Below are 26,026 nucleotides of genomic sequence, written 5' to 3'. Positions count from 1 at the left end.
GCCAGCGTTAACGCCGCCCTTCCCGCAGCCAACCGCCCAGCAGAAAGCCTCCAGCCAGCAGCAAGACAAGCCAGGGCGGCAGCAACCCGGCCTGCGTGACATCCCGCGTCTCATACGCGTTGCGTGGGGTCAGACCGATCCAACCCCGACCGGCGGCGGGGCGTCCGGCGCGTACGTTGCGGATCGACGGCAGCCCATCTTCCAACCGGATCACACCGCCCCGCAACCTGGCCAGCACCGGTTCAAGGACATCACCAGTCGCGATGGTGCGCTCGAACTCCTTCGGTGCAGCAGGGCCAAGGCCGATCACAGCCATGTGGTCGCCTTCCTGCAAACGATAAAGGCCGATCTCGGGGCCGTAATACTGCGCTTCAAACCGACCCGGAGAAACCTCTTTCAAAGTAATCTCCAACGTCTCGCCATTCGGCAAGGTGACTGTTACCGGGCCGACTTCTGTCCCGAGCGTCTGACGAATGATGCGCATGGACTGACCGTTGGCCTCGGCCCACAACGCCTCTTCTTCCAGTTCCGGTTCCTTCATCATCCAATGGGCCAGCCTGCGCAACAGCTCCAGCTGCGGACCCCCTCCTTCGAAGCCACGACTCCAAAGCCAGGCATGGTCAGACGCAAGCATCGCAACGCGCCCTTCGCCGACACGGTTCAGGACAAGCAGCGGACGATCCTCGACCCCGGTCATCAGCACGTCGCCCGAGCGATGTTTCACGTCGATCTGTCGCAACCACGCCCCCCAATCCTCGGATTCTCCAAGGTTGGTCGTGACCGGGTGACGATGCCCCAGATCACTGACCATCGGCACATATCGTTCCTCGATCACCCGCGCGGTTGGCTGAGCTGGCAGAACTGGCGCCAGGGGCGAGCGGAAGATGCTGTCGGCACCGGCGAAATCAGGTCCGGCGGCAACCAGGACCGCGCCGCCTTCGTTGATGTAGCTTGTGACATTGTCCAGATAGATCGCAGGCAGAATCCCGCGCCGCTTGTAGCGGTCAAAGATGATCAGGTCGAAATCGTTGATCTTTTCCAGAAACAACTCACGCGTCGGGAAGGCAATCAGCGACAGCTCGTCCACCGGCACACCATCCTGCTTTTCAGGCGGGCGCAGGATGGTGAAATGCACCAGATCAACAGAACTGTCGGATTTCAACAGGTTACGCCACGTGCGACCACCCGGATGCGGTTCACCCGAGACCAGCAGCACGCGCAGGCGGTCCCTTACGCCGTTCATCTGGATCAGGGCCGTGTTGTTGCGGTCGGTCAACTCGCCCTCAGCCTGAGGAACGGAAAACTGGATCACGTTGCGCCCGCCATGGGGCAATGTGACGGGCAGTTCGACATCGCGACCGATTGGAATGCTGAACTGCTCGGGCTCGCCCCCATCCACCGAAATTTCCAACGGTGCAGATGTTGCACCTGCGGGGGCAGCTCCGCTGTCTTCGACGCGCAGGGTCAAGGTCACCGATTCACCAATGATGGCGAAAGCAGGGGCGTTTCGGACAATAAGCCTGCGATCCCAGTCGCTTTCCCGCCCGGTTTGCAGCAGGTGCATCGGTGCGGGCAGATCCGGGGCCTGATCGACATCATGCACTATCCCGTCGGACACCACGAGGATACCGGCAATACGCGCACGCGGCTCTTCGGCCAGGGTCTCGTTCAGGGCTGCCATGATCTGCGTGCCCTCATCGCCTTCACCATCGCCGACCCGGATGCGGCGCAGTTCTGTATTGTCGCGTGCCTCGATCTCGGTGGCCAAATCCTCTGCGGCCATAGCCGTTTGTTCCACCCGGTCTGAAAGCGCCTGGCTGGCGCTTTCATCCTCGAACATCAGAACGATATCTGTCAGAGGTGCACGATCCTCGATCTGATAGACCGGGCCGGACAGCGCAGCGATGATCACCAGCGCCGCCAACCCACGCAAGGCCCATCCCGACAATCCACGCCACAAAGCCAGAACGACTCCGGCCACGGCAATCATACCCACGACAAGCAGCATCGCCCACGGGATCAGCGGATCGAAGATGACGGTTCCTGTCATTGTCCCAACCTGTCCAGAAGGGCGGGCACGTGAACCTGATCGGATTTGTAGTTCCCCGTCAGCACATGCATCACCAGATTGACACCAAAACGATTGGCCAACTCGCGTTGCCGTTCCCCGGCATAACCGCGCCCGACGGGTAACAGCGCCTGCCCGTTGCGATCCACCGCCCAGGCACCGGCCCAGTCATTGCCGCCGATGACCACCGGCGTCACATTGTCGTTCAGATTGCGGAAAGGCATCCCGTCGATCTGTTCTGCATCCAGCGGCGCGGCTTCAACCCAAACCTCGGTGCCTGAATATCGGCCCGGAAAATCCTGTAACAGGTAGAACGTGCGTGTCAGAACATGATCACGCGGAATCGGCTCTAATGCAGGGATATTCAGCGGTCCGGCCAGTTGTTGCAGTTTGCGGCCATTTGGGCTGGAGGCACCGAAACTGGCGATATCCGCATCACGTGTGTCAAACAGGATCATCCCTCCGGACCGCAGATAGGCGTTCAGCTTGACATAGGCCTCGGCTGAAGGTTGCGACTGGTTCGCTGAGATCGGCCAATAAAGCAACGGAAAGAACGCCAGCTCATCCCGTTCCAGATCAACACCGATGGGGTCTGCGGGTTCAACCGATGTGCGATAGAGCAGGGTTTGGCCAAGCCCGCGCAACCCGGCTTGCGCAATATCATCTACCTGCGCATCGCCAGTCAGGACATGCGCCAATACCAGTTCGTGGGTCGCAGCCAATGCAAACTCGGTGTCCTCAGGCGTTTGCGCGTGACCTTCGGGTACCAACAGGACACCGGTCAACGCCAAGACCGTTGTTCGGGCCAAACCCAACCTGCCCGACAAAGCAAGCGATGCAATAACATCGACTGTCAGCAAAATCAGTGCAAGGCTGAGCAACAGACCGCCCAGTGGCGTTTCCGTACTGACCTCCTGCCCTTTGATCGGCACATTCGCGGGCCAGACAACAGGGCGCAGCTGAGTTTCTTCCGAAACGACGTTCAACGCCAGCTTCTGCTTGCCACTTTCATAAAGACCCGGACGCAGTTCCGGCCCGATCTGGCCCGATATCAGTTCAACCCCGTCGACACCTGCCAGGGTTCCGGCATCTGACAAGGTGCCAAATCCGTCCATGATTTGTACCGGCTCCCATGTTGTTCCCAGTAACTGAGCCTCTTGCCGGGACTTTGCAGCCGAAGCCACGGCCAGCCGATCCAGCATTTCAACGAACAGGCCCGACAGTGGCAGGCTCGACCATTCTGCATCGGCGGTCACATGGAACAACACCACCTGCCCCAACCCCAACGCCTTACGAGTCACCAAAGGCGTGCCGTCAGACAGTGAGGCAATTACGCGATCCGCCAAGTTAGGGTCTGGTTGTGCCATGACCTGAGTGGAAACGACCACGTCATCAGGGATGTCCAGTCCATAGAAGGGCGAGGTTTCGGGGAATGGTGCCAAGGTCTTGGCCTCACCCCAGCTCATCGCGCCGCCGACAGATCGCCCACCGCTGCGCAGCCGTGCAGGCAGCAGGGTGTCTTCGGTGTCACGCCCAAGATCGCTGGCCGCCATGCGCGGGCCGGCAAAGCGCAGCAACAAACCGCCCTGTTCGACCCATTCAATCAGGTCCGCCTTTTCCGGTTCCGACATCTGGGCCACATCTGACAGAACAATGACATCCGGATTGGCGGGCAGAACTTCGGGTAGGCCACCATCGACGAAATCCGCCGTGGGGCTCAGGACCTGAGTCAGATAATGCAGGGGTGACAGCAGCTCCAGACCTTCGCGGTTCAAACTCCCGGCAATCAGCGCGACCTCGCGCCGACGCAGGCTGTCATCGGTCAGGGTCACGGCCCCGGCAGACCTTTGGCCCTGGATTTCGAACCGCGTGATCCGCGCGCGGAGTTCGGATGGCAGCGCCAGATCGACCTGCGCCGAAGCGTTCCCGGCTTCCAGGGTCAGTTCCACTGAATGTAGCACACGCGCCGTTCCGGCCGGGTCGCGCCCTTGTGCCAATACAGTCACACGTTCCTCGGGTCCGGGGCCTGCGCGCTGCACTGTCAATTGGATCAACCCGTCCTGATAAGCGGCAGGCAGGATCGCCATGGGCCGGGACGCCGCCTGATAAACCACCACATCGCCACGAGCCTGCAAGCTGGAGACCAGCGCCGCATGATCCGCGTAATCCAGCCGGTCACTGAACCAATGGGTATCAAACCCGCCATCAATTGAATTTAGTGCCGCAATGGTCTGTGCGATCTGAGGTTCGGTCGGCTGCCATGGGTTGGGCATCAATCCCGGCAAATGCCCTCGCCATGCCTCGGCCGCCTGAAAAACGGGTGTTTCTGGTTCGGTCAGGCGCAGGATAGCCACTGTGCGCCCCGCGCGACCAGCCTCGGTCAGTTGCGCATCGATCTGATCCAGCGTGGCGGGCCATCGGGTCGCGCCTGCCCAACTGGCGTCCAGCACCATCAGCAGCGGCCCGGACCCGATCTCATCCCGCGACGGGTTCAGAACCGGACCGGCCAGACCTATGATCACCGCCGCAGCTGCCAGCATCCGCAGCAGCAACAGCCACCACGGCGTGCGGTCCGAAACGCTTTCGTCATCCTTCAGGCCCAAGAGCAACGTCACCGCCGGGAACATCCGACGGATCGGCGCCGGCGGCACCGCGCGCAGGATCAGCCACAGGATCGGCAGGGTCAGAAGACCCAGCAGCACCCATGGAGCGGTAAAGCCGATGCCCGCCAGAACCGTCATCGCGTTCCCCCGTCCAGCGCACGATATATCCACAACAGAGCCGCTTGCGCGCTATCGCCCGTGTGATGCAGGCCCATTTGCCAGCCAGTCGCCCGGCAAAGCTGCGTCAGCGCATCCTTACGGTGGGCGAGGCGTTGCAGATAGCGGTCCCGCAGCTCTGCCGCCTTGAGCGTTTCGTGCCGGACGGACCCCCCGACGCTTTCGAAAATCGTACGCCCACGATAAGGAAATGTCTCTTCGCCCGGGTCCAGCACCTGAAGGATTACGCCGCGAACACCACGGTCTGCGGCTTTGGTCAGGGCCAGTTCAACTTCGTCCATTGGACCAAGAAAATCCGAAATGAACACGGCACGGGCATGCGGGATCATGGCGCGATGTTCAGGCGGGGCGTAATCCGTTTGATCATCCTCGGACCAGGCTTGCGCGAGCCGGATGATCTGCGCATTGCCACGCCGGGGTGGCAAGGTCGTGCCTGTCAGGCCAACACGCTCTCCACCGCGGACCAGCAGGATGGACGTTGCCAGTCCCAATAGCCGGGCGCGATCCGCCTTGGTCGGCAACGATTTGTCGGACGCAAACCGCATCGACGCCCCCTGATCGACCCAAAGCATTACCGATTGCGCGATCTGCCATTCGCGTTCCCGCACATATTGCTGATCTCCACGCGCCGAGCGGCGGTGGTCGATCATCCGGCGACTGTCCCCGATCTGTGCTGGGCGGTATTGCCAGAAATCATCCCCCATGCCAGAGCGCCGCCGTCCATGGTCACCCAGCAGAACGGTGCCCGCCAGATGCTCGGCCCGCGCCAAAAGGGGCGGCAGCCGCGATGCCTCGGCCTCGGATCTTTCGCGAAGGGTCAGCGCGGCATTCACGCTGCCGCCTCGGTCCGGATCAACCCGACAGCAGTCGAGTCGATCAGGTCGGCCAAACTGTCGCCGCGTGCCCGTGCCGCAAAGTTGAGAGCCATCCGGTGACTAAGCACCGGGCGCGCCATATCCAGCACATCCTCGGCATTGGGTGCCAGACGCCCCTGCAACATCGCACGTGCCCGAACCGTCATCATCAGCGCCTGTGCAGCGCGTGGCCCAGGACCCCACGCGACGGTTTCAGCAACCCGTTCGGATACACCCGCTTCTTCTGGGCGGAAGGCCCGCACCAGATCAAGGATCAGCTCGACAACCGAGTCCCCGACCGGCATCCGACGCAGCAGGACCTGCGCAGCCAGCAACTCTTCCTTGCTGAAAATCTGATGTGCTTCGTCTTCGTCAACACCGGTCGTGGCCAGCAGAATATCCCGCTCGGTCTGGCGGTCGGGGTATTCTACATCGATCTGCACAAGAAACCGGTCCAGCTGCGCTTCGGGCAGGGGATAGGTGCCTTCCTGTTCGATCGGGTTTTGCGTGGCCAGAACGTGGAATGGCACACCAAGGGAACGGTCCTCACCGGCTACTGTCACCGTACGCTCCTGCATCGCCTGCAGCAGCGCAGATTGCGTTCGCGGGCTTGCGCGGTTGATTTCATCCGCCATCAGCAGCTGACAGAAGATCGGGCCTGGAATGAAACGGAAATGGCGGCTGCCATCATCGGCCGTATCCAGCACCTCAGATCCAAGAATATCGGCTGGCATCAGGTCGGGCGTAAACTGAATGCGATTGCCATGCAGCCCCATCACCGTTGACAGGGTTTCAACCAGACGCGTCTTGCCCAAGCCCGGCAGACCGATCAGAAGGGCGTGACCACCGCACAAAAGCGCAGCCAGGGTCAGGTCAACGACCCTTTCCTGCCCGATGAAGCGGCGGGTGATCGAGGCCTTGGCCTCTTGCAGCTTGTTTTCCAGCGCTTCGATCTCGGCTACGAGGTCGGCAGGTTCGTTCATGACTTTCCCTTCCGTGGACGAATATGATTGAAGTGTATCGCGCTGAGAGGAAATGGCAAAAGCAATGAGCGGACAAAAACCTGTGAAACCCTCGCCCGACGGATTGGCCGCATCGGTAAAAGCCGCCAAAACCCGGGGTTTACCGCCCGTTCACCTGTGGAATCCTCCGTTTTGTGGCGATCTGGACATCCGTGTCGCAAAAGATGGTACATGGAGTTATTTAGGCTCGCCCATCAATCGGTTCGAGCTTGTGAAGCTTTTTTCCTCAATTCTTAAGAAAGAAGACGGGAAATACTATCTGGTCACGCCGGTTGAAAAGGTGGGAATCACTGTCGAGGACGCGCCGTTCATCGCCGTGGATTTCGAGCAAACCGGCGAAGGTCGGACGCAAGACCTGACCTTTCGCACACAAGTGGACGACATCGCTGTTGCAGGGCCCGCGCATCCAATCCGGATTGTAATCGATCCTGAAACAGAAGAACCGTCACCCTACATACTGATCCGCACGAACCTCGAAGCGCGCATAGATCGCAAAAGCTTCTATCGCCTTGTCGAGATTGGCGGCCACCATGAGGGCTGGTTTGGTGTCTGGTCAGGTGGGCAATTCTTCCCGCTGATCCCTTCAGCCGATCTTGGCTGACCGTGGAGCGCGATCCTGGGCCAGCACGACGGCCAAGGCGACTACGCCCGCGCCCAGCGCACGGGTCCAGTTCCAGTCTTCCCCCAGCATCAGCATGATCAGCATCACGTAAAACGGGGCGATATTGATGTGAAACGAAGCCAGCGCCACGCCCAGCTTTCCCACGGCCGAGATGAACAACACTTGGCTGAGCCCCAGTGATATCAAGGCATAGATCCCAAGCATCCCCCATTGCTGCCCATCAATGGCGGCGGTTGGCAGCACATCCATGCCCAGCTGGGCCGCCCCAAAACTCAGCACTGCGGCCATGAGCAACCCACCGACGAAAGTAATTGTACAGCGCCCGATCTGACTGAGTTCGGGGAAGTCGCGCGCAGTGGCCATGCTGCCCCAGCAAAACAGGCCCGTTGCAAGGATCGCCAGAACCGCGCCCAGCCCCAGCTGTTCGGGCGCGGCGGTGCTGGTTGCAATCAGCCCACCCAGAACCGACACCAGAACACCCAACGCAAAGGTCCACTTCAGCCGTCGGGTTCCTGCCATCAGCTCCAGTACCGTTGCCAGCAAAGGCGCGCAGGATGCAATGATCGCGACTGTCACCGGGTCCGTCATTTTCTGCGCAACGATCAGCAGAAACATGGCAAAGCCAAAACCAAAGCCGCCGACAACCATCGCCCGGCCCCATCTTGCGCGTAACACTCTGCTGGGGCCATCCAGCAGGATCCAGACCGGTATCAGAACGGCGATCGCCAGCGCCAGGCGCGCGGTCAGCAATGCAACAGGGGGCCAGGTTTGCAGCAAAACTTCCGCCGCCGGGAACCCCGCCGCCCAGGTAATCATGGAGGCAACCGCCAACCCATTCCCTGACAACGCAGGGTTTCGGCCACCAGACATAGCGGTAGTTGCCCCGCGTACGGGTTCCGGGCTCATCGCCATTGGATTCGGACCTTTTGTTAATGCGGCACCCGTAATGACGCGCCGCGCTGTGCGGACCCTTGCTGATTCGGAGCAAGCGATCTGGTCGATTTTCGACAATCTGTCGTTTTCGATCCCTTCCCCGAAAATCATCCCTTGGTTATGGTCGGATCAACACAACCACTGACCGCTCATGCCCAGATTTGCTGCCAACCTTTCACTGCTATTTACCGAAATGCCTTACCTGGAGCGGTTTCAGGCTGCGTCAGATGCCGGGTTCACAGCGGTCGAGGTCTTGTTTCCTTACGACATCGCCGCGACGGAAACCCGCCGCGCCTTGCTTGCCAACGGGTTGGAGCTTGTGCTGATCAACGCACCACCGCCCAACTACACCGGCGGTGCGCCGGGTTACGCAGCAATCCCCGATGGTCAATCGCGGTTCCAGTCGGACATTCGCCGTGTCCTGCGATATGCAAGGGTGCTACGCCCCGGCCTGATCCACATCATGTCCGGATACGCTACCGGGCCGGATGCATTGAGTTGTTTTGTGCAAAATCTGCAATGGGCCGCCGATTTCGCCCCACAGCAACAATTCACCATCGAGCCGCTCAACCCGGTTTCACAGCCCGGATATTTTTTGAACGATTACGATCTGGCAGCAGAGGTGCTCAACCAGGTGGATCGCCCGAATGTCGGCCTGCAATATGACAGCTTTCACGCCCATATGATCCATGGCGACGCGCTGGCTGTCTGGGACCGCTTTCATCCGCAGGTGGTCCATGCCCAAGTTGGCGCAGCCCCGGATCGCACGGAACCGGGTCGCGGACCAACGGATTTCAAGGCCTTGTTCTCGGCCATGGACGCGGCAGGTTATAGCGGCTGGATCAGCGCGGAATACACACCCTCAACTCAACGCACCTGCGACACACTCGACTGGATGCGGGACTTGCACTGGTAATTTTCATTCAGATACCGCACATCAAGGGCATTGCGACCATTAGGATGCCTGCCTTGATACCAGCCCGCTATGCCCGTGCCATTTTCAGCCTGATCATGTCCGGCCTCATGTCCTTGATTGTAACGGGGATCGCGACGGTCAAAGCAATCGGGTTTAACCCCGGCACAGTTGGCGACTGGATGGCGTCCTGGGCATTTTGCTGGCCCATTGCCTTCACCGTAATCCTGCTGTTTGGCCCGTCCGTGCAACGAATGGTGAACCGTATGGTCAGGCCGCAGGGCTGACCCGCTGCAAGGACAGCCCGCCGAGGACTGATGAACAACGCCGCTAGTGCGCCTTGGCCCAGTTTGCACCCTTCCCGGCATCCACGACCAGCTTCACATCCAGTTTGACCGCAGGATCCGAAGCGCCCTCCATCACGTCTCGGGCCACGTCGATCACCTGATCCACTGCATCTTCGGCCACTTCGAACAGCAACTCGTCGTGAACCTGCAACAGCATCCTGGCAGGCAACCCGTTGATCGCATCGGGCATTCGCACCATCGCGCGCCGGATCACATCCGCCGCCGTACCTTGAATTGGCGCATTGATCGCTGCGCGGCGCGAGAACCCGGCATGTGGCCCTTTGGCATTGATCTCGGGCGTGTGAATCTTGCGCCCGAACAGAGTTTGCACATAGCCGTGCTCTTTCGCGAATTCGACTGTGTCGTCCATATAACGGCGAATGCCTGGGAAACGTTCGAAATAACGATCAATAAAGCCCTGCGCCTCAGCCCGCGGAATGCGCAGGTTTCGGGCCAGACCAAAGCCCGAGATGCCGTAGATCACACCGAAATTGATTGCCTTTGCCTGACGGCGGATATCAGGCGTCATCTCATCCAACGGCACATCAAACATCTCGGACGCGGTCATGGCGTGAATATCCAAACCGTCCGAAAATGCCTGTTTCAGAGCCGAAATATCGGCGATATGGGCCAGAATCCGCAACTCGATCTGGCTGTAGTCGAGGCTTACCAACACATTGCCCGGCTCGGCGATGAAAGCCTCACGAATACGCCGCCCTTCTTCTGTCCGCACCGGAATGTTTTGCAGGTTCGGATCGGTCGAGGCCAGACGCCCTGTATTTGCTCCGGTGATCGAATAAGACGTATGCACCCGACCTGTGTCGGGGTTGATATGGGTCTGCAGCGCGTCGGTATAGGTCGATTTCAGCTTGCTCAGCTGCCGCCAGTCCAGAACACGGCGCGGCAGTTCATGCTCGGTTGCGAGGTCTTCCAGAATATCAGCGCCGGTCGAGTATTTGCCGGTCTTGCCTTTCTTGCCACCTTCCAGACCCATTTTGTCGAACAGGATTTCGCCCAGCTGAGCAGGCGACCCGACATTAAAGCTTCCTCCGGCCAACTCGTGAATTTCAGCCTCTAACCCGGCCATTTTCTGGGCAAATGCGTTGGACATTCGGCTCAGGACATCACGGTCGACCTTGATGCCATGCATCTCCATCTCGGCCAGCACCGGCACAAGCGGCCGTTCCAGCGTCTCATAGACCGTGGTCACCTGCGCCCGGTGTAATTGCGGCTTGAACAGCTGCCACAAACGCAAGGTGATGTCCGCATCTTCGGCGGCATAAGCCGTGGCCTCGTCAATCGCGACCTTGTCGAAGGTAATTGCCGATTTTCCCGACCCCAGCAGCGGTTTGATCGGGATTGGTGTGTGGCCCAGATAACGCTCGGACAGGGTGTCCATCCCATGCCCATGCTCACCGCCATGCATGGCGTAGGACATCAGCATCGTATCGTCGATGGGTGCCACGTCGATGCCATACCGCCTGAAGATCTTGGCATCATATTTCATGTTCTGCCCGATCTTGAGGACCGACAGGTCCTCGAGCATCGGTTTCAAAAGCCTCAGGGCTTCTTCCAATGGCATCTGCCCCTCGGCCAAAGCATCCGACCCAAACAGATCATCCGCTGATCCATCGCGGTGGGTCAACGGGATGTAACAGGCTTCTCCGGCCTCGACACACAGCGAAATACCCACCAGACCGGCAATCATCTCGTTCAGGCCCGTGGTCTCTGTGTCTACAGCAACCCAACCACGCTCATAGGCCTGGTCAATCCACTTTTGCAGGGCCGCTGCATCACGCACGCATTCGTATTTCGAGCTGTCAAACGGGATCACCTCGGCCTCGGCCGCTTCCACCGCTGGCGCAGGGGCGTCGGCAATCACCGGAGCCTCAACCCCCAGCTTGTCAGCGATACGCTTGGTGAGGGTGCGGAACTCCATCTCAGCCAGAAACGCCAACAGCGTGTCCGCATCGGGGTCCTTCACTTCAAGGTCGTCCAAGGTGAAATCCAGCGGAGTATTCTCGTCCAGTTGAACCAGTTTCTTCGAAAGCTCGATCTGGTCTCGCATTTCGATCAGGGTCTGGCGGCGTTTAGGCTGCTTGATCTCATCTGCCCGGTCCAGCAGGGTCTCCAGATCGCCGAATTCGTTGATCAGCAAAGCCGCCGTCTTGACCCCGATTCCCGGCGCCCCCGGAACATTGTCGACGCTGTCACCGGCCAACGCCTGAACATCGACCACACGTTCCGGTCCGACCCCGAACTTCTCGACCACGCCATCCCGGTCAATGCGTTTGTTCTTCATCGCATCCAGCATTTCGACGCCGTCCCCGACCAGCTGCATCAAGTCCTTGTCGGAACTCACGATGGTCACACGGCCACCTGCATCCCGCGCCTGAACGGCGAGCGTCGCAATGATGTCGTCAGCCTCATAACCCTCCATCTCCTTGCAGGCGATGTTGAACGCTTTTGTCGCCTCGCGGGTCAGCGGCATCTGTGGGCGCAAATCCTCGGGCATCGCCTCGCGGTTGGCCTTGTAGAGGTCGTAAAGATCGTTCCGGAAAGTATGAGAACCTTTATCAAAGATCACCGCCACATGGGTCGGCGCATCTGCCCCGGTGTTTCCCTCGACATATTTCTGCAGCATGTTGCAAAAGCCCGAAACAGCCCCAATCGGCAACCCATCCGACTTGCGGGTCAGTGGCGGCAGCGCATGATAGGCCCGGAAAATAAAGGCCGATCCGTCGATCAGATGCAGGTGACACCCTTTTCCGAAATTCGTGGTCATTTCGCGCCCTCTCTGATCGTTTGCGAAAACACTAATGCCACGGGCGCAACGATAGAGCCACCCGCACCGCAGCCGCAAACTTCATCTTTTCATAAATACTCAATGCCCACACAGGGCAACACAGGCTCAGGCGTCAGTCTGATGCCCGGCCAGAACATATTTGCAGTCGCAATAGGGGCATTCAACCCAGCCTGCGTCTTCTGGAATTTGCAGCCACACGCGCGGATGGCCCAACGCACCTTCGCCGCCATCACAGGCAACACGGGCGGTTTCGACGATCTTGGTTTCCGGCGCTTCGATGGTCACGGCTGGCGATCCTTCTTCGGTTGTCGGCCACGCGGGCATGTATTAGGTGCGTTTATGAGCGATGATCAAACCGGGGGCAAGTGCCACATGTGCGACGCGGCAATCAGGATCGAAGGGCTGCGCAAAACCTATCGCGGTGGCAAGGGTCAGCCCGAAAAGCATGCGCTGAAAGGCATTGACCTGACCGTCCCGCGCGGCTCGGTTTTTGGTCTGCTGGGTCCGAACGGTGCCGGAAAATCGACCCTGATCAATATCCTGGCTGGTCTGGTGGTGAAATCGGCGGGTCGCGTGGCGATCTGGGGCTTCGATCAGGATCAGAGTCCACGCCAGTCGCGATCGGCCATCGGTGTAATGCCACAAGAGCTCAACCTCGACCCGTTTTTCACCCCGCGCGGCGCGCTTGAGGTTCAGGCCGGTCTCTATGGCGTTCCGAAATCCCAACGGCGCAGTGATCAGATTCTGGAATTGGTCGGTCTAAGCGACAAGGCCGAGGCCTATGCACGCACTCTTTCGGGCGGGATGCGGCGGCGGTTGCTGCTGGCCAAAGCACTGGTGCATCACCCGAAAATCCTTGTGCTTGATGAGCCCACAGCAGGTGTGGATATCGAACTGCGCCAGATGCTCTGGGCCAATGTGCGCAAGCTGAACGAACGGGGCATGACCATCATCCTGACCACCCACTACTTGGAAGAAGCGCAGGAGATGTGCGACGAGATCGCCATTATCAACCACGGCGAAAAGGTCGCGCAGGACAGCACGGCCAACTTGCTGGGCCGCATGGACAGCCGCACCATGGTGATTGTGCCCGACAGCCCGATCATTGATCTGCCTGTGTCAGAAGGCGTCGAGGCAGCTCTCCGCGATGATGGCAGCCTTGTCCTGCAATACCGCAACATCCAGACCAGCGCCGAGCAGGTTCTGGAATCGGTGCGCGCCGCGAATATCCGCATCCGCGACGTCCGCACCGAAGAGGCCGATCTTGAGGATGTATTCCTTGCCCTGACCTCGTCCCGTACCGAGGATCATCCGGCGGATGATCAGGATCAGCCACGCCGGGGCATCCACCGGGTCAAGCTTTAGGCGCGGTCTATTCGCGCCTGATAGCAGTTATTCCGCGCAGACCGCACGTGAATATAGGCGACGTCGGATCGGGAAAAGATTTCCCTGACTTTTGCGCCGATCTGGTCCGTCGGCGTGACCGCCCCGGTGCCATAGACGATCCTGTCATCCGCACCGTAGCCCTTGATCAGATAGTCGGGCGAGTTGGTCAGAATTTCGGGCAGCGCGTCTTCCTCGTACCGTTCACACGGTGTTGCACACAGAAAGATCGGGCCGGTTTCCGCATAGGGATGTGTCTCTGAAAAGGGCCGATGCGCCAATATCAGCATCTCATCGCCCTCTGGAATATGTCGCAGGCAGTGGCGGCACGGGTTACCTGTACCCGTCGACACAGCGCGCTCCGGCGTTGAACCATATGCATCCGGGCCACCCGCCTGAAGAGCGCGTACATCGTTTGTGGGCAAAGCGGTGATTTTGAACATCTCGGATCTCCTTTTTTGCTGACCATGCCCGTGTGACCGGACCCAATCGACCCGTTTCCTGCGCAAAGGACTCGAAAAAGAACAAAACGTGAATATAATATGGAATCGCCATGTATGCCGAGCTGTCGATCACGTCGAATTTTACCTTCCTCACCGGGGCCTCGCACCCCGAGGAGTATATGGAGCGTGCCGTCACCCTGGGTCTGCCTGCCATTGCGATTGCCGATGACAACTCGGTCGCCGGGATCGTCCGCGCCCATACTCAAGCACGCGAGATCACCCGCAAGGTCCGCGAACGGCTGGCGTGGGAGGCGCAGAACACATCCATCGGTCCACCCTGCCCCGATCACATCCCCAAGCCGCCCTCCTATCCCATCCACGCGGTTCCCCGCCTGATCCCGGCGGCGCGGCTGATCTTCACCGATGCGCCCACTGTCACCGCCTTACCCCTGAACCGACAGGGCTGGGCCAACCTGTGCCGCATCCTGTCCAGGGGTCGCCTGCGCGCCGAGAAAGGCGATTGCATCCTGCACCTGTCTGACCTGCTCGAATTTTCCGATGGCCTCCACCTGCTGCTGTGGCCACAGACAGCGGGCTCTCCAGGCGGCGCGGGCGCGTGGCGGACACAGGCGCAGCAGCTGACGCGCCGCTTTGCCGGGCGGATGCATCTGTTGATGCACCCTCGGTATGATGGCGCCGATGGTTCGTATTTCTCTTTATTAGAGATTGAGGCAAAACAGCTTGGCATCCTCACGCTCGCCAGCGCGACACCGATGATGCATCACGGCACCCGCCGCAAACTGGGCGATGTGCTGACCGCCATCCGCCTGCGCCGCAAAGTGGACGCATTGGGCCGGGACGCTTTGGCCAATGGTGAACAGCGCCTGCGCTCCGAGGCCGAGATGCTACGCATCTTCAAGGGTCATGAAGGTGCCGTTGCCCGCTCCCATGTGCTCAGCGAAGAGTTGAAGTTCTCGCTGGATGAGCTGCGTTATGAATACCCCAGCGAGGGCAGCGAACAGGAAACCCCGACCCAGCGCCTGCACCGTCTGGCGCATGAGGGGCTCAAATGGCGCTATCCCGCCGGGGCGTCCGAAAAGGCGAAAAAAATGCTGGCGCATGAGCTGACGCTGATCGGCAAGCTGAAATACGAACCCTACTTCCTGACCGTCCGCGATATCGTCCATTTCGCCCGCTCTCGCAGCATCCTCTGCCAGGGGCGCGGGTCAGCGGCCAACTCGGTCGTCTGCTTTTGCCTCGGCATCACCGAGGTCAGCCCCGAGATGGGCACCATGGTGTTTGAACGCTTCGTCTCCGAGGCGCGCGATGAACCGCCAGACATAGACGTCGATTTCGAACATGAACGCCGCGAAGAGGTGATCCAGCACATCTATGACCGCTATGGCCGCGAACGCGCAGGCCTTTGCGCCACTGTCGTGCATTATCGCGGCAAACGCGCAATTCGCGAGGTTGGACGCGCCATGGGCCTGACCGAAGATACGATCTCGGCGCTTTCCTCACAGCTTTGGGGCTTTTTCTCGGCCTCGGGGCTTGAGGCACAACGGATGCGCGAAATTGGCCTCGACCCCGAAGATCGGCGCCTGAAACAGACTCTAATGCTGGTTTATGAGATCGACGGCTTTCCCCGCCACCTCTCGCAGCATGTGGGAGGATTTATCATCACCGAGGGTCGGCTGGATGAGCTTGTCCCCATCGAAAACGCCACGATGGAGGGCCGCACGGTCATCTGCTGGGACAAGGACGATATCGACAGCCTTGGCATCCTCAAGGTCGATGTCCTCAGCCTCGGGATGCTCACCTGCATCCGCAAGGCGTTTGACCTGATCGGCCAGCATCATCAGACCAGCTACACCCTTGCCACCCTGCCGCCCGAGGATCCGGTGGTCTATGACATGCTCTGCAAGGCGGACAGCATCGGCGTGTTTCAGGTGGAATCACGTGCACAGATGAACTTCCTGCCCCGGATGCGGCCGCGTAATTTCTATGATCTGGTGATCGAGGTTGCCATCATCCGCCCCGGCCCCATTCAGGGCGACATGGTCCACCCCTATATTCGCCGCCGGAACGGAGAGGAGGAGGTCAGCTTCCCCTCGGACGCGCTGGGCGAGGTGCTGGGCAAAACGCTGGGCGTGCCGTTGTTTCAGGAACAGGCGATGCAGATCGCCATTGTCGGCGCGGGCTTCACCCCGGAACAGGCCGATCGGCTGCGCCGCTCGCTGGCGACCTTCAAGAAACATGGCAATGTCAGCGAGTTCCGCGCGCTCTTTTTGCGCGGGATGAAGCGCAACGGGTATGAACAGGATTTCGCGGAACGTTGCTTTTCCCAGATCGAAGGCTTCGGCTCGTACGGTTTCCCCGAAAGCCACGCGGCCAGTTTTGCGCTGCTGGTCTATGCCTCGGCATGGATCAAATGCCACCATCCGGGCATCTTCGCCTGCGCCCTGCTGAATTCGCAGCCGATGGGGTTCTACGCGCCGGCCCAGATTGTGCGGGATGCGCGCGAACATGGGGTACAGGTGCGCCCGGTCTGCATCAATGCCAGCTTTTGGGACAATGTGATGGAGCCTGATGGCCATGGCGGGCTGGCCCTGCGGCTGGGCTTTCGCCAGGTCAAGGGGCTTAGCGAAGAAGACGCCAGCTGGCTGACCGCCGCACGCGGCAACGGCTACACCCAGGTCGACGATGTCTGGCGCCGCGCAGGCCTTGGGCCATCGGTGACCGAACGGCTGGCCGAGGCTGATGCCTTCGCCGCTTGCGATCTGACCCGGCGCGAGGCGCTGTGGCAAGCCAAGGCAATTGCCACCGCCAAACCTCTGCCACTGTTCTCGCAGGACTTGGAGGGCGAGGCGCTGGATGAACCCAAGGCTTACCTGCCACAGATGGCGCTGGGCGAGCAGGTGGTCGAAGATTACGTCGCCACCCGCCTCAGCCTGCGGGCGCACCCGGTGGCCCTGCTGCGGCATCTGCTGACACCGGATGGGCGCGACAAAACCACCTCTGTTCCGTAACGCCGGAACACCCTATCTGCCAAAAACAGAGTCGAAATTCAGGCCGTCATGACCAGACCCATCCTTCCCCCGCGCTTTCCCGCGACGCCCGAGCAGATCAACGCGCAAGTTCGCGCCTTTTATGCCCGTATCCGGCAAGACGCGGTTCTTGGGCCCGTATTCGCAAACCACGTCACCGACTGGCCCGCGCATGAGGACAAGATCGCCGCCTTCTGGCGCAATGCCATCCTGTATGAGCGCTGCTATGACGGCAATCCGCAACGGGTCCATATCGAACGGCCCGATGTGAAACCGGAATTTTTTGCCCATTGGCTGGATCTGTTCGAAGAGGTTGCCACCCGAACGCTGCCCGCTGAAACGGCCACCCCGTGGGTCGCCTTGGCCCGCCGCATCGGTGTCGGCATGAAGGCAGGTGTCCAATCCGCGCGACAGCCCAAAGACGCGCCGCCGATCCTGCGATGATCCCGGATCATGGCGGCCATGCGATGTTAGCGATAAAATAAGGGCTATTCGCGCCCTCGGAATAGGGTTAAGCAGCACTACGGACAGCCGGGAACCCTGCCTGCGCTGCTATGATGTATCGTCACCATACCAACATAGGCCGAGGCCGGATCGATGAGTGCTCAAAACAACACCCTGCGGGGGCTTGGCTATGCATTTCTGGGATTTGCCGTCTTTGCCAGCCACGACGCGCTGATCAAGGTGCTGGGCGGCACTTATTCAGTGATGCAGATCATCTTTTTTGCCACGCTGTTTTCGTTCGTTCCAATGGCCGTCACGATCCTGACCGACCGCACGACGGGAAACTTTCTGCCGCATCACCCATGGCTGGTATTGCTGCGTTCGGGCCTGATGGTTACGGCCATGTCCTGCGCGTTTTACGCGTTTTCGGTTCTGCCACTGGCCGAGGTCTATTCCCTGCTGTTTTCATTCCCGTTGATCGTCACGGTGCTGTCGATCCCGATACTGGGTGAAGTGGTCCGCGTCCAGCGCTGGGCTGCGGTTGGTGTCGGCCTGATCGGCGTCCTGATCGTTCTGCGCCCCGGTGCAACGGATATCACACTGGGCCACATGGCCGCCCTGATGGCCGCCTTCTGCAGCGCCTTTGCCTCGGTCCTGGTGCGCAAGATCGGGAAGGAGGAGCGCTCGGCCGTGCTGATCCTCTATCCGATGCTGCTGGCTATCGTCGTGATGAGCCTTGCCCAACCGGCTGTATACCAGCCGCCTTCCCTGCTTCATCTGGCGATGATGGCGCTGGTTGGGGTGTTCTCGGTCATCGCGCAACACCTAATCATTCTGGCCTACCGCGCCGCACCCGCCGGTGTCGTCGCCCCCAGCCAATACAGCCAGATCATCTGGGCAACACTGTTTGGAATGATCTTCTTCGACGAGCGCCCTGACATCTGGGTCGCCGTCGGTGCCAGCATCATCATCGCGTCCGGCGTCTATGTTGTTTGGCGAGAAAGCCGGGCCAACACCACCTCGGTCAACACCCCGGTTCTGCGGGTTCGGTCGCCGCGTTCAGATACCGGGGCGTCACGGCCTGGAAAGTAGGTCCAACAAAAACGGCGCGCCGATCAGCGCGCCTTGGTTGGAAAACTGTGGATTTTCTCTTAGTAGATAACCACCGAACGGATACTTTCGCCCTTATGCATCAGGTCAAAGCCGTGGTTGATGTCGTCTAGACCCATGGTGTGGGTGATCATCGGGTCGATCTCGATTTTGCCTTCCATGTACCAGTCGACGATCTTGGGCACATCCGTGCGCCCACGCGCGCCGCCGAACGCGGTACCGCGCCATGAACGACCGGTAACCAGCTGGAATGGCCGGGTCGAGATTTCGGCCCCTGCAGGTGCCACACCGATGATGATCGACTCACCCCATCCCTTATGCGCTGCTTCAAGTGCTGCGCGCATCACGCCGACATTGCCTGTGGCGTCAAACGTATAATCCGCTCCGCCCTTGGTCAGGTTGACGAGATACGGCACCAGATCGCCTTCAACTTCAGACGGGTTCACGAAGTCTGTCATGCCAAACCTGGTGGCCATTTCCACCTTGGAGGGGTTCAGGTCGACGCCGACGATCTGGTCTGCTCCGGCCAGACGCAGGCCCTGAATGACGTTCAGGCCGATACCGCCCAGACCAAACACGATTGCGCGGCTGCCGATTTCCACCTTGGCGGTGTTGATGACCGCGCCGATACCGGTCGTGACACCACAGCCGATATAGCAGATCTTGTCGAACGGCGCGTCCTCGCGCACCTTGGCCAGGGCGATTTCAGGCAGAACTGTGTGGTTCGAGAAGGTCGAGCAGCCCATGTAGTGCAGGATCGGATCGCCATCCGAGGTCGAGAAACGAGAGGTGCCATCGGGCATCAGGCCCTTGCCCTGGGTTTCCCGGATCGCCTGACACAGGTTGGTCTTGGGGTGCAGACAGTATTCACACTCGCGACATTCCGGCGTGTAAAGCGGGATCACATGATCGCCCGGCTTCAGGCTGGTTACGCCCGGACCCACTTCGACCACCACGCCTGCGCCTTCATGGCCCAGAATGGCCGGGAACAAGCCTTCGGGGTCGGCACCCGACAGGGTGAATTCGTCGGTATGACAGATACCGGTGGCCTTGATCTCGACCAGAACCTCGCCCGCCTTGGGGCCTTCGAGGTTCACATCCATCACTTCCAAAGGTTTGCCTGCCTGAATGGCGACGGCGGCACGGGTACGCATGCTACTTATCTCCCTGTCACTTTTGCCCCGACCCTGCGTCAATTACAGGGTGTTTTCAACCGTGCTTTCATGGCAGGTTGGCTAATTAATTGATATTGCAGAAACGACATTGCCAGAATGAGGAACGCCAATGCACCGATTTTTCCCGATCCTGTTCTTTCTGGCGGCCTGTGCTGAAACCCCGCCCGCGCCCGAAGACGCTTTGCTGCCGCCGGAACCTGCCCCGGTCGATCTGGCCTTTTGTCAGGGAGAAGATTTTTCCGATACCGTTGGCCAGCCGGTTTCGAACATTCAGGCAAACCTGCCCGCACGGTCGCGCGTGCTGGGCCCGGATGGCATCGCCACACAGGATTACCGCATCGACCGGCTGAACGTGTACGTGAATGGCGACGGGATCATCCTGCGGCTGACCTGCGGATAAGGGCGGACTCGACTCAGGCATCGATTCTCATTTAAGAACAAAGTAAGAACATTGTGATGCCTGCAAATGCCCAAACGCCGAATACTTTCGCTATGGTTCCCCCGTCTGGGGGCTGAACGGCTGATCCGCGCTGCGCGGGGGCTGCATACCGGGCCTTTGGCCATCGTGGCCGAACAGTCGAACATGCAGGTTATTACCTCGGTGAATGCCGATGCGCAGGCTGCCGGGCTGCGTATCGGCCAGCCGGTGCGGGATGCTCATGCCATGTGTGCCAACCTGATCACGCGGCACCGTAACGCCCCGGCCGAAGCCGCGTTCCTGGCCGCGTTGCGTCGCTGGGCGGGAAAGTTCAGCCCATGGGTGGCCGAAGAGGCCCCGGACGGGCTGATCGTCGATCTGTCAGGTTGCGCCCATCTGTTTGGCGGAGAGGAGGCGTTGCTGAACGTTCTTGAAACCGACTGCGCGGATATGGGTCTCAGCGTACAAATGGGTATCGCCGACACGCTGGGCGCAGCCTGGGCTTTGGCGCGCTATGCGGGGCAGGCGGCCACATCCGACCGCAATGGCGACGCCATCAGTCAGGAGGCCCGTGCCACCCGCGCCCGGGCGGGCAAACGGCGGCACTGGACCAAAGGCGGCACCGCGCCGCAAGTGAGGGCCCTGGGTGGAGGCGCGCGGATCGCGCCGCCGGGGCAATCTTATGGCGCACTCAGCCCTCTGCCCATCGCCGCGCTGCGATTGGAAGATCAGGTTGTCGTGCAGCTGAACCGTCTGGGCCTGCGCCGCATCGGCGATCTGCTGGGTCAACCCCGCGCCAGCCTTGCGCGGAGGTTTGGACGCGGGCTGGTTCTGCGGTTGGATCAGGCCATGGGCAGCGCGCCCGAGCCTGTCTCGCCCGCCCGCCCGCCGCACCATTTCGCGGTGCGGATGACCCTGCCCAACCCGATTGGTCTGGTTGAGGATGTCATGGCTGCGGTTGATCGGGTTCTGCCAACGCTTTGCACCAAGCTGGAAGAAAAGGGGCGCGGTGCCCGCACCCTGCGGCTGGAGGCGCACCGCGCCGATCAGGCGGCTGAGATTATCGAGGTCGGTCTGGCCCGCCCAACTTACGATAAGTATCGCATTCGCCCTTTGTTAGAGATGAAAATCGACAAGATCGACGCAGGCTACGGCATCGACATGCTGCGGCTTGAGGCGGTTCAGACGGAACCCATCCACGCCCGCACCGTAGCCGGCCATGCCGAAGCCCGCCGTGTGGCCCGTAACCGGCTGGCGGGCAATACCGCCGTGGATGACCTGATCGGCAAGCTGGGCGCGCGGGTGGGGCTTGAGGCGATCACCCGGCGCCATCCCGCGGCCTCGCACATCCCTGAGAAAACGGCGCAAACGCTGGCGGCGGCATGGTCGGAACCTGCCCGCGACTGGCCTGCGCCGCCACGCCCCCGCCCCCTGCTGATGTGGCAGCCTGAGCCGGTGATGGCACCGGAAACCCCTGACGTGCCCAGTGCCTTTCGCTGGCGCGGGCGTAACTGGCAGCTGGCGCAGGCCACCGGCCCGGAACGGATCGCACCGGAATGGTGGCTGGATGACCCGAACTGGCGCAGCGGCGTGCGGGACTACTGGGTTGTGGTGACACAGCAGGGCGAGCGGTTGTGGCTGTTTTACGGCCATGGCGGAACCATGTCTGCAGGCTGGTTCTGTCACGGGCAGTTTGGTTAGGGTCTATTTCCCTCGGTACACCAACAGATCCGGCAGATAGTCAATCAGACGGATAAACCACGAGAATGGTGCAGGAAAATCCGTACGAAAACGGCGCCGCGACATCGCCTTGACCACACGACCCGCCGCATCCTCGGGGCTCATCAGCATGGGCATCCTGAAGCTGTTTTTCTCAGTCAGACGGGTCTTGATGAAGCCGGGATTAATGATCCGCACGGTCACGCCGGTGCCCGCCAGATCATGGCGCATCGTTTCCGCCAGGGAAATCAATGCCGCCTTGCTGGCCCCATATCCGATGGCCGCTGGCAACCCGTGATAGCCCGCGAGCGACCCGATCAGCGTAATATCCCCCCGACCTGCCTTAACAAGGTCCGGGACGGTTTCACCCAACACACGCAAAGCACCCAGATAGTTTACATCACCCATCCTGAGCGACGCCTCTGTATCCCAATCCGCCGAGCGCACGGGGTCATACGCGCCGGCATTGTAAACCAGCCCATCGACCAGACCCGCCTCGGCCACAGCCCCGCGAACAGAGTCTAAATCAGTGACATCGCACCGGATCGCACGGGCATTGGGAAGCTCGGAGCAGATGTCGGCCAAACGTTCAGAACTACGCGCCGACAAGATCAAATGCGCGCCCCTGTCGCTTAGCGCCTTAGCCAAAGCACGACCCAAACCTTCGCTTGCGCCGATGATCCAATAGGTTTTTCCGTCAATGCTGCTCATGCGCGGGCCGATTCAGTCATGTTTCATATTCTACGGGCCCGTGACGCAATTGGATCAAACGGGATCGCACCTCTGGTAAAACTTCCAACCGGATTGATCCAACTGCACCTACCCCGCGTATTTCATTCTAAGAACCACATAACGAGGCTGGAATGTTCGACGAAACCCAGGGTGTACGGAAGAAAATCGCGGTTATTGGTGCAGGTATTTCAGGCCTTTCAGCCGCCTACTACCTTTCAGAAAACAACGACGTGACCCTCTATGAGGCGGAACCGCGTTTAGGTGGCCATGCCCGCACTGTCATGGCCGGGAAGAACGGCGATCAACCGGTGGATACCGGTTTCATCGTCTTCAACTACGCAACCTATCCTTTTCTGACCCGACTTTTTAATCAGCTCAATGTTCCCGTGATCGAAAGCGAAATGAGTTTTGGCGCGACAATCGACAATGGTCGTATCGAATATGGGTTGAACAATCTGCGCACCCTGACCGCGCAGAGACGCAATCTTGCGCGCCCCGCCTATTACAAGATGATTGCCGACATTCTGCGCTTTGGCAAAAAGGCTCCGGAGGCTGCAAGAGACGACGACACCACGATTGGTGAGCTGGTGGATCAGCTTCGGCTGGGACACTGGTTCCGCCACAACTATCTGATGCCCATGTGTGGGGCGATCTGGTCAACTCCGGTTGAGCTGGTGGATCAGTTCCCTGCACGCTCATTGGTACAGTTCTTTCGAAATCACGCCCTTCTGGCCAGTGGCCGCGCAAATCAACACCAGTGGTACACAGTAAAAGGTGGCAGTATCGAATATGTCCGCCGGATCGATGCCGCCCTACGGGCACGCGGGGCAGCAATCCGTTTGGCTAGTCCGGTTCAGAACATTTCCCGGAGTGAGACAGGTGTTACGGTTCGCAGTCAGGGTGCGGTGGATCAGTTTGATGAGATCATCCTGGCCACCCATTCTGACCAATCGCTTGCCATTTTGGGCGGGAATGCCACCCCGGCGGAAACCGCTGCGCTGGGCGCAATTCGGTACCAACCCAACACTGCCACCTTGCATTGTGATCCTGGCCAGATGCCAAAGCGGCGTGCGTGCTGGTCCAGCTGGACCTATCGATCACAGGCCGGAGACGTAGGCGTTACATATTGGATGAACCGACTGCAGAACATACCGGACAACGACCCGCTTTTTGTGACGCTGAACGCCTCGACAGAGGTTCCTGAGGATAAAATCTATGATCAGGTCGAATTTGCCCACCCGGTATTCGACAAAACCGCCCTGAAAGCACAGGGGCATATTCGCGAAATACAAGGACAGAACCGAACCTGGTTCGCCGGTGCGTATAACCGGCACGGATTTCACGAAGACGGGATCGCCAGCGCGATGCATGTTGTTGAGCGGATAAATGGCACCCCGCAAACGATCGGAGCTGAATATGCCATTCTTGGACAAGATCCGGCCATCTCTGTTGCCGCCGAATAGCGGGATGTTGCGCGCGAGCCTTCTGAGCCTTTCCTTGCTGGCCCCCACTGGGTTGATTGCCTCGCCTGTGACGGAAGAGTTGGATGGTGCACAGCTTCTTGGCACTGCAACCTTCCGCTATCTCGGGTTTCCGATCTACGACGCCAAACTTTACACACCCAAAGGTGCGTCATTTAGTTGGAGTGAAGATTTCGGGCTTCAGCTGACATACCGTAAAAGCATCAAGAAGAATGCGCTGGTCAACTCGACGCTCGACGAGATGAAACGCGTCGGCCACCCTGCCCCGATTGGCGACCAACTGGATGTATGTTTTAAAGGTGTCACCAAGGGTGACAGCTATCTGGCGGTGTCCGACGGGCCAGACAAGGTCAGTTTCTGGCTGAACGGTCGAAAGACCTGCACAATGGCATATCCGGGCATCAAACGCAGTTTCATGTCGGTTTTTCTTGGCGAAAACACGCGGTCGGCGTCCTTCACCCAAATGCTTCAGGGAAATTGATGCTTTACCCTCGGGTCAGCTTATACGCGCTGATGCTCGCTGCGGCGGGCATCCCGCTATACATTCATCTACCGCGTTTTGCGGCGGTGAATCTGGGCATTGGACTGGGGGTGATTGGCACCGTCTTGCTGATGATCCGATTGGTCGATCTGGTACAGGACCCACTGATCGGTTGGGCGATAGACAGATGGCCCGGTGGCCAGCTTGTCTTTGCGTCCATGGCAGCACTCGGCCTTGCCATTGGATTCCCGGTGCTGTTCAGCCTGCAACAGGGAACAGATGTGCTGACGCTGGTTGTTCTTCTGATGCTGTTGTTTTCGGCTTATAGCCTGGGGACTATCCTGCTCTACGGGCGAAGTGCGACGCTGGCGAAACGCGCTGACGCGAAGGAGTTGATGACACTCGCCGCTTATCGGGAAGGCGGACAACTGACAGGCGTTATCATCGCGGCAAGTGCCCCTGCCCTTTTTGTTGCTGCCGGAGCTCACGCGCAAGGCTATCCCGCGTTTGGTCTGTTTCTGGGTCTGCTATCAGTCGCAACCCTTTTGTTGACCGTTCCGATCTGGCGGCGGCCCGCAATCACCGGATCCGGCCTGTCTTTCTCAAGCCTGGGCCAGGCCGGAGGTTTGCGCCTTTTGGTGCTGGCTTTGATCAACAGCCTACCCGTGGCCATTACATCGACCCTGTTTCTATTTTTCGTAGAGGACCGATTGCAATTGCCGGGTAAAGCCGGGCCGCTGTTGATCCTGTTTTTCCTCAGCGCAGGCGTAAGCGTGCCGCTTTGGGCAAAGCTCAGTAACCAAATTGGCTCGAAACAGACACTGATGATTGCAATGCCGCTTTCCATCGCGGGGTTTATCGGTGCCGCCACACTGAGCGCTGGGAACCTCACCGGTTTTGCGGTGATCTGCCTCGCCTCGGGTGCCGCTCTGGGCGCGGATATGGTCGTGCTGCCCGCCATGTTTTCGGTCACATTGACCCGAGCCGGTCTTAACGCGTCCACAGCGTTTGGTATCTGGTCCTTTGCTGGCAAGCTGGGCCTGGCCCTGGCAGCCTTTTTTACCCTGCCATTGCTGGAGCGCAGTGGCTTCACCCCCGGTCAAACCAATTCCGCCCAAGCGCTTGATACACTCAATCTCGCCTACGCGGTGCTGCCCTGCATCCTGAAACTTGGGGCCTTTGGAATGGTCCTGACCCTGCCAACCGAGGTCACAAGCAAGTGAATGCTTTCGCCATCATCCTGCTGGC

Annotated in this window: 22 protein-coding genes; 12 read left to right on the top strand and 10 right to left on the bottom strand. The window is 59.9% G+C overall.

What is annotated here, in order from left to right; genetic code table 11:
* Window positions 1-7 precede the first annotated feature (7 nt).
* From ACR0CE_RS09525 to ACR0CE_RS09510, 4 genes are read right to left on the bottom strand one after another with little or no spacing between them, the layout of a single operon-like run.
* The gene (locus ACR0CE_RS09525; protein WP_480832101.1) at window positions 8-2,050 is read right to left on the bottom strand and encodes a hypothetical protein; all 2,043 of its coding nucleotides are present in this window, start codon (window positions 2,048-2,050) and stop codon (window positions 8-10) included.
* Entirely contained in the window at window positions 2,047-4,809 is a 2,763-nt protein-coding gene (locus ACR0CE_RS09520) for a DUF4159 domain-containing protein (RefSeq protein WP_480832099.1), read from the bottom strand. Before ACR0CE_RS09520 ends, ACR0CE_RS09525 begins: the two co-directional genes overlap by 4 nt.
* Window positions 4,806-5,681, bottom strand: coding sequence for a DUF58 domain-containing protein (locus tag ACR0CE_RS09515; RefSeq protein WP_267365920.1), 876 nt, complete (start codon window positions 5,679-5,681; stop codon window positions 4,806-4,808). The genes ACR0CE_RS09520 and ACR0CE_RS09515 overlap by 4 nt, the downstream gene beginning before the upstream one ends.
* Window positions 5,678-6,685 (bottom strand): AAA family ATPase, encoded by a 1,008-nt coding sequence (locus ACR0CE_RS09510; RefSeq protein ID WP_267365919.1) that lies wholly within the window; start codon window positions 6,683-6,685, stop codon window positions 5,678-5,680. Before ACR0CE_RS09510 ends, ACR0CE_RS09515 begins: the two co-directional genes overlap by 4 nt.
* Before the next feature lie 64 nt (window positions 6,686-6,749).
* Here ACR0CE_RS09510 and ACR0CE_RS09505 point away from each other — a divergent pair, with 64 nt between their 5' ends.
* A complete protein-coding gene (locus tag ACR0CE_RS09505) occupies window positions 6,750-7,325 on the top strand; it encodes a DUF1285 domain-containing protein (protein ID WP_267365918.1) in 576 nt (191 codons plus the stop codon).
* On the opposite strand, the gene ACR0CE_RS09500 is transcribed toward ACR0CE_RS09505, so the two are convergent.
* Window positions 7,308-8,162, bottom strand: a complete 855-nt coding sequence (locus tag ACR0CE_RS09500) for a DMT family transporter (RefSeq protein WP_480482669.1) — start codon at window positions 8,160-8,162, stop codon at window positions 7,308-7,310. The two genes, ACR0CE_RS09505 and ACR0CE_RS09500, sit on opposite strands and share 18 nt — an antisense overlap.
* Window positions 8,163-8,430: 268 nt before the next feature.
* Here ACR0CE_RS09500 and ACR0CE_RS09495 point away from each other — a divergent pair, with 268 nt between their 5' ends.
* Together ACR0CE_RS09495 and ACR0CE_RS09490 are read left to right on the top strand one after the other, a co-directional pair.
* A complete protein-coding gene (locus tag ACR0CE_RS09495; RefSeq protein WP_480482667.1) occupies window positions 8,431-9,195 on the top strand; it encodes a hydroxypyruvate isomerase family protein in 765 nt (254 codons plus the stop codon).
* A 53-nt stretch (window positions 9,196-9,248) separates the two neighbouring features.
* Window positions 9,249-9,479, top strand: coding sequence for a DUF2798 domain-containing protein (locus tag ACR0CE_RS09490; RefSeq protein ID WP_480772997.1), 231 nt, complete (start codon window positions 9,249-9,251; stop codon window positions 9,477-9,479).
* Between the two features lie 43 nt (window positions 9,480-9,522).
* Here the strand turns inward: ACR0CE_RS09490 and polA are convergent, their stop codons facing one another.
* Both polA and ACR0CE_RS09480 read right to left on the bottom strand, forming a co-directional pair.
* A complete protein-coding gene (gene polA / locus ACR0CE_RS09485) occupies window positions 9,523-12,324 on the bottom strand; it encodes a DNA polymerase I (protein ID WP_480832096.1) in 2,802 nt (933 codons plus the stop codon).
* A 126-nt stretch (window positions 12,325-12,450) separates the two neighbouring features.
* On the bottom strand, window positions 12,451-12,630 hold the full coding sequence (locus ACR0CE_RS09480; RefSeq protein ID WP_267364399.1) for a zinc-finger domain-containing protein: 180 nt from the start codon (window positions 12,628-12,630) through the stop codon (window positions 12,451-12,453).
* A gap of 87 nt (window positions 12,631-12,717) precedes the next feature.
* Here ACR0CE_RS09480 and ACR0CE_RS09475 point away from each other — a divergent pair, with 87 nt between their 5' ends.
* Window positions 12,718-13,710, top strand: a complete 993-nt coding sequence (locus ACR0CE_RS09475; protein ID WP_480506606.1) for an ABC transporter ATP-binding protein — start codon at window positions 12,718-12,720, stop codon at window positions 13,708-13,710.
* Here the strand turns inward: ACR0CE_RS09475 and ACR0CE_RS09470 are convergent.
* Entirely contained in the window at window positions 13,707-14,171 is a 465-nt protein-coding gene (locus tag ACR0CE_RS09470; protein ID WP_480519548.1) for a DUF1203 domain-containing protein, read from the bottom strand. The genes ACR0CE_RS09475 and ACR0CE_RS09470 overlap by 4 nt on opposite strands.
* Window positions 14,172-14,281: 110 nt before the next feature.
* On the opposite strand from ACR0CE_RS09470, the gene ACR0CE_RS09465 reads away from it, so the two are divergent.
* From ACR0CE_RS09465 to ACR0CE_RS09455, 3 genes are all read left to right on the top strand, one after another.
* Window positions 14,282-17,200, top strand: coding sequence for an error-prone DNA polymerase (locus tag ACR0CE_RS09465; RefSeq protein WP_480832094.1), 2,919 nt, complete (start codon window positions 14,282-14,284; stop codon window positions 17,198-17,200).
* Between the two features lie 48 nt (window positions 17,201-17,248).
* Window positions 17,249-17,662: a group III truncated hemoglobin gene (locus ACR0CE_RS09460; RefSeq protein WP_480832092.1), complete on the top strand. Its 414-nt coding sequence runs from the start codon at window positions 17,249-17,251 to the stop codon at window positions 17,660-17,662.
* A gap of 153 nt (window positions 17,663-17,815) precedes the next feature.
* Window positions 17,816-18,754: a DMT family transporter gene (locus tag ACR0CE_RS09455; protein WP_480487904.1), complete on the top strand. Its 939-nt coding sequence runs from the start codon at window positions 17,816-17,818 to the stop codon at window positions 18,752-18,754.
* Between the two features lie 59 nt (window positions 18,755-18,813).
* Here the strand turns inward: ACR0CE_RS09455 and ACR0CE_RS09450 are convergent, their stop codons facing one another.
* The gene (locus ACR0CE_RS09450; protein ID WP_480482655.1) at window positions 18,814-19,926 is read right to left on the bottom strand and encodes an S-(hydroxymethyl)glutathione dehydrogenase/class III alcohol dehydrogenase; all 1,113 of its coding nucleotides are present in this window, start codon (window positions 19,924-19,926) and stop codon (window positions 18,814-18,816) included.
* 130 nt (window positions 19,927-20,056) lie between these two features.
* Here ACR0CE_RS09450 and ACR0CE_RS09445 point away from each other — a divergent pair, with 130 nt between their 5' ends.
* Both ACR0CE_RS09445 and ACR0CE_RS09440 read left to right on the top strand, forming a co-directional pair.
* Window positions 20,057-20,347 (top strand): I78 family peptidase inhibitor, encoded by a 291-nt coding sequence (locus ACR0CE_RS09445; RefSeq protein ID WP_267364411.1) that lies wholly within the window; start codon window positions 20,057-20,059, stop codon window positions 20,345-20,347.
* 66 nt (window positions 20,348-20,413) lie between these two features.
* The gene (locus ACR0CE_RS09440; protein ID WP_480832090.1) at window positions 20,414-22,066 is read left to right on the top strand and encodes a DUF6504 family protein; all 1,653 of its coding nucleotides are present in this window, start codon (window positions 20,414-20,416) and stop codon (window positions 22,064-22,066) included.
* Window positions 22,067-22,069: 3 nt separating this feature from the next.
* Here ACR0CE_RS09440 and ACR0CE_RS09435 read toward each other — a convergent pair whose 3' ends face one another.
* Entirely contained in the window at window positions 22,070-22,795 is a 726-nt protein-coding gene (locus ACR0CE_RS09435; protein ID WP_480832088.1) for an SDR family NAD(P)-dependent oxidoreductase, read from the bottom strand.
* Window positions 22,796-22,947: 152 nt separating this feature from the next.
* Here ACR0CE_RS09435 and ACR0CE_RS09430 point away from each other — a divergent pair, with 152 nt between their 5' ends.
* The 3 genes from ACR0CE_RS09430 to ACR0CE_RS09420 are packed head-to-tail and all read left to right on the top strand — an operon-like array spanning window position 22,948 to window position 26,001.
* Window positions 22,948-24,279 carry an NAD(P)/FAD-dependent oxidoreductase gene (locus tag ACR0CE_RS09430; protein WP_480832086.1) on the top strand — a complete coding sequence of 444 codons (1,332 nt, stop codon included), beginning with the start codon at window positions 22,948-22,950 and terminating at the stop codon, window positions 24,277-24,279.
* Window positions 24,233-24,778: a hypothetical protein gene (locus ACR0CE_RS09425; RefSeq protein ID WP_480832085.1), complete on the top strand. Its 546-nt coding sequence runs from the start codon at window positions 24,233-24,235 to the stop codon at window positions 24,776-24,778. Before ACR0CE_RS09430 ends, ACR0CE_RS09425 begins: the two co-directional genes overlap by 47 nt.
* Window positions 24,778-26,001: an MFS transporter gene (locus tag ACR0CE_RS09420; RefSeq protein WP_480832083.1), complete on the top strand. Its 1,224-nt coding sequence runs from the start codon at window positions 24,778-24,780 to the stop codon at window positions 25,999-26,001. Before ACR0CE_RS09425 ends, ACR0CE_RS09420 begins: the two co-directional genes overlap by 1 nt.
* Window positions 26,002-26,026 lie beyond the last annotated feature (25 nt).

The organism is Ruegeria sp. L11, assembly GCF_056531755.1.
Note: the sequence above shows the minus strand (reverse complement) of the source record. Positions and strands in the feature narration are given on the sequence as shown.

Coding starts and splice junctions, on each gene's coding strand:
- ACR0CE_RS09525 (WP_480832101.1), bottom strand. CDS start 2,050: ATGACAGGAACCGTCATCTTCGATCCGCTGATCCCGTGGGCGATGCTG.
- ACR0CE_RS09520 (WP_480832099.1), bottom strand. CDS start 4,809: ATGACGGTTCTGGCGGGCATCGGCTTTACCGCTCCATGGGTGCTGCTG.
- ACR0CE_RS09510 (WP_267365919.1), bottom strand. CDS start 6,685: ATGAACGAACCTGCCGACCTCGTAGCCGAGATCGAAGCGCTGGAAAAC.
- ACR0CE_RS09505 (WP_267365918.1), top strand. CDS start 6,750: ATGAGCGGACAAAAACCTGTGAAACCCTCGCCCGACGGATTGGCCGCA.
- ACR0CE_RS09500 (WP_480482669.1), bottom strand. CDS start 8,162: ATGATTACCTGGGCGGCGGGGTTCCCGGCGGCGGAAGTTTTGCTGCAA.
- ACR0CE_RS09495 (WP_480482667.1), top strand. CDS start 8,431: ATGCCCAGATTTGCTGCCAACCTTTCACTGCTATTTACCGAAATGCCT.
- polA (WP_480832096.1), bottom strand. CDS start 12,324: ATGACCACGAATTTCGGAAAAGGGTGTCACCTGCATCTGATCGACGGA.
- ACR0CE_RS09475 (WP_480506606.1), top strand. CDS start 12,718: ATGTGCGACGCGGCAATCAGGATCGAAGGGCTGCGCAAAACCTATCGC.
- ACR0CE_RS09470 (WP_480519548.1), bottom strand. CDS start 14,171: ATGTTCAAAATCACCGCTTTGCCCACAAACGATGTACGCGCTCTTCAG.
- ACR0CE_RS09465 (WP_480832094.1), top strand. CDS start 14,282: ATGTATGCCGAGCTGTCGATCACGTCGAATTTTACCTTCCTCACCGGG.
- ACR0CE_RS09460 (WP_480832092.1), top strand. CDS start 17,249: ATGACCAGACCCATCCTTCCCCCGCGCTTTCCCGCGACGCCCGAGCAG.
- ACR0CE_RS09455 (WP_480487904.1), top strand. CDS start 17,816: ATGAGTGCTCAAAACAACACCCTGCGGGGGCTTGGCTATGCATTTCTG.
- ACR0CE_RS09450 (WP_480482655.1), bottom strand. CDS start 19,926: ATGCGTACCCGTGCCGCCGTCGCCATTCAGGCAGGCAAACCTTTGGAA.
- ACR0CE_RS09445 (WP_267364411.1), top strand. CDS start 20,057: ATGCACCGATTTTTCCCGATCCTGTTCTTTCTGGCGGCCTGTGCTGAA.
- ACR0CE_RS09440 (WP_480832090.1), top strand. CDS start 20,414: ATGCCCAAACGCCGAATACTTTCGCTATGGTTCCCCCGTCTGGGGGCT.
- ACR0CE_RS09435 (WP_480832088.1), bottom strand. CDS start 22,795: ATGAGCAGCATTGACGGAAAAACCTATTGGATCATCGGCGCAAGCGAA.
- ACR0CE_RS09430 (WP_480832086.1), top strand. CDS start 22,948: ATGTTCGACGAAACCCAGGGTGTACGGAAGAAAATCGCGGTTATTGGT.
- ACR0CE_RS09425 (WP_480832085.1), top strand. CDS start 24,233: ATGCCATTCTTGGACAAGATCCGGCCATCTCTGTTGCCGCCGAATAGC.
- ACR0CE_RS09420 (WP_480832083.1), top strand. CDS start 24,778: ATGCTTTACCCTCGGGTCAGCTTATACGCGCTGATGCTCGCTGCGGCG.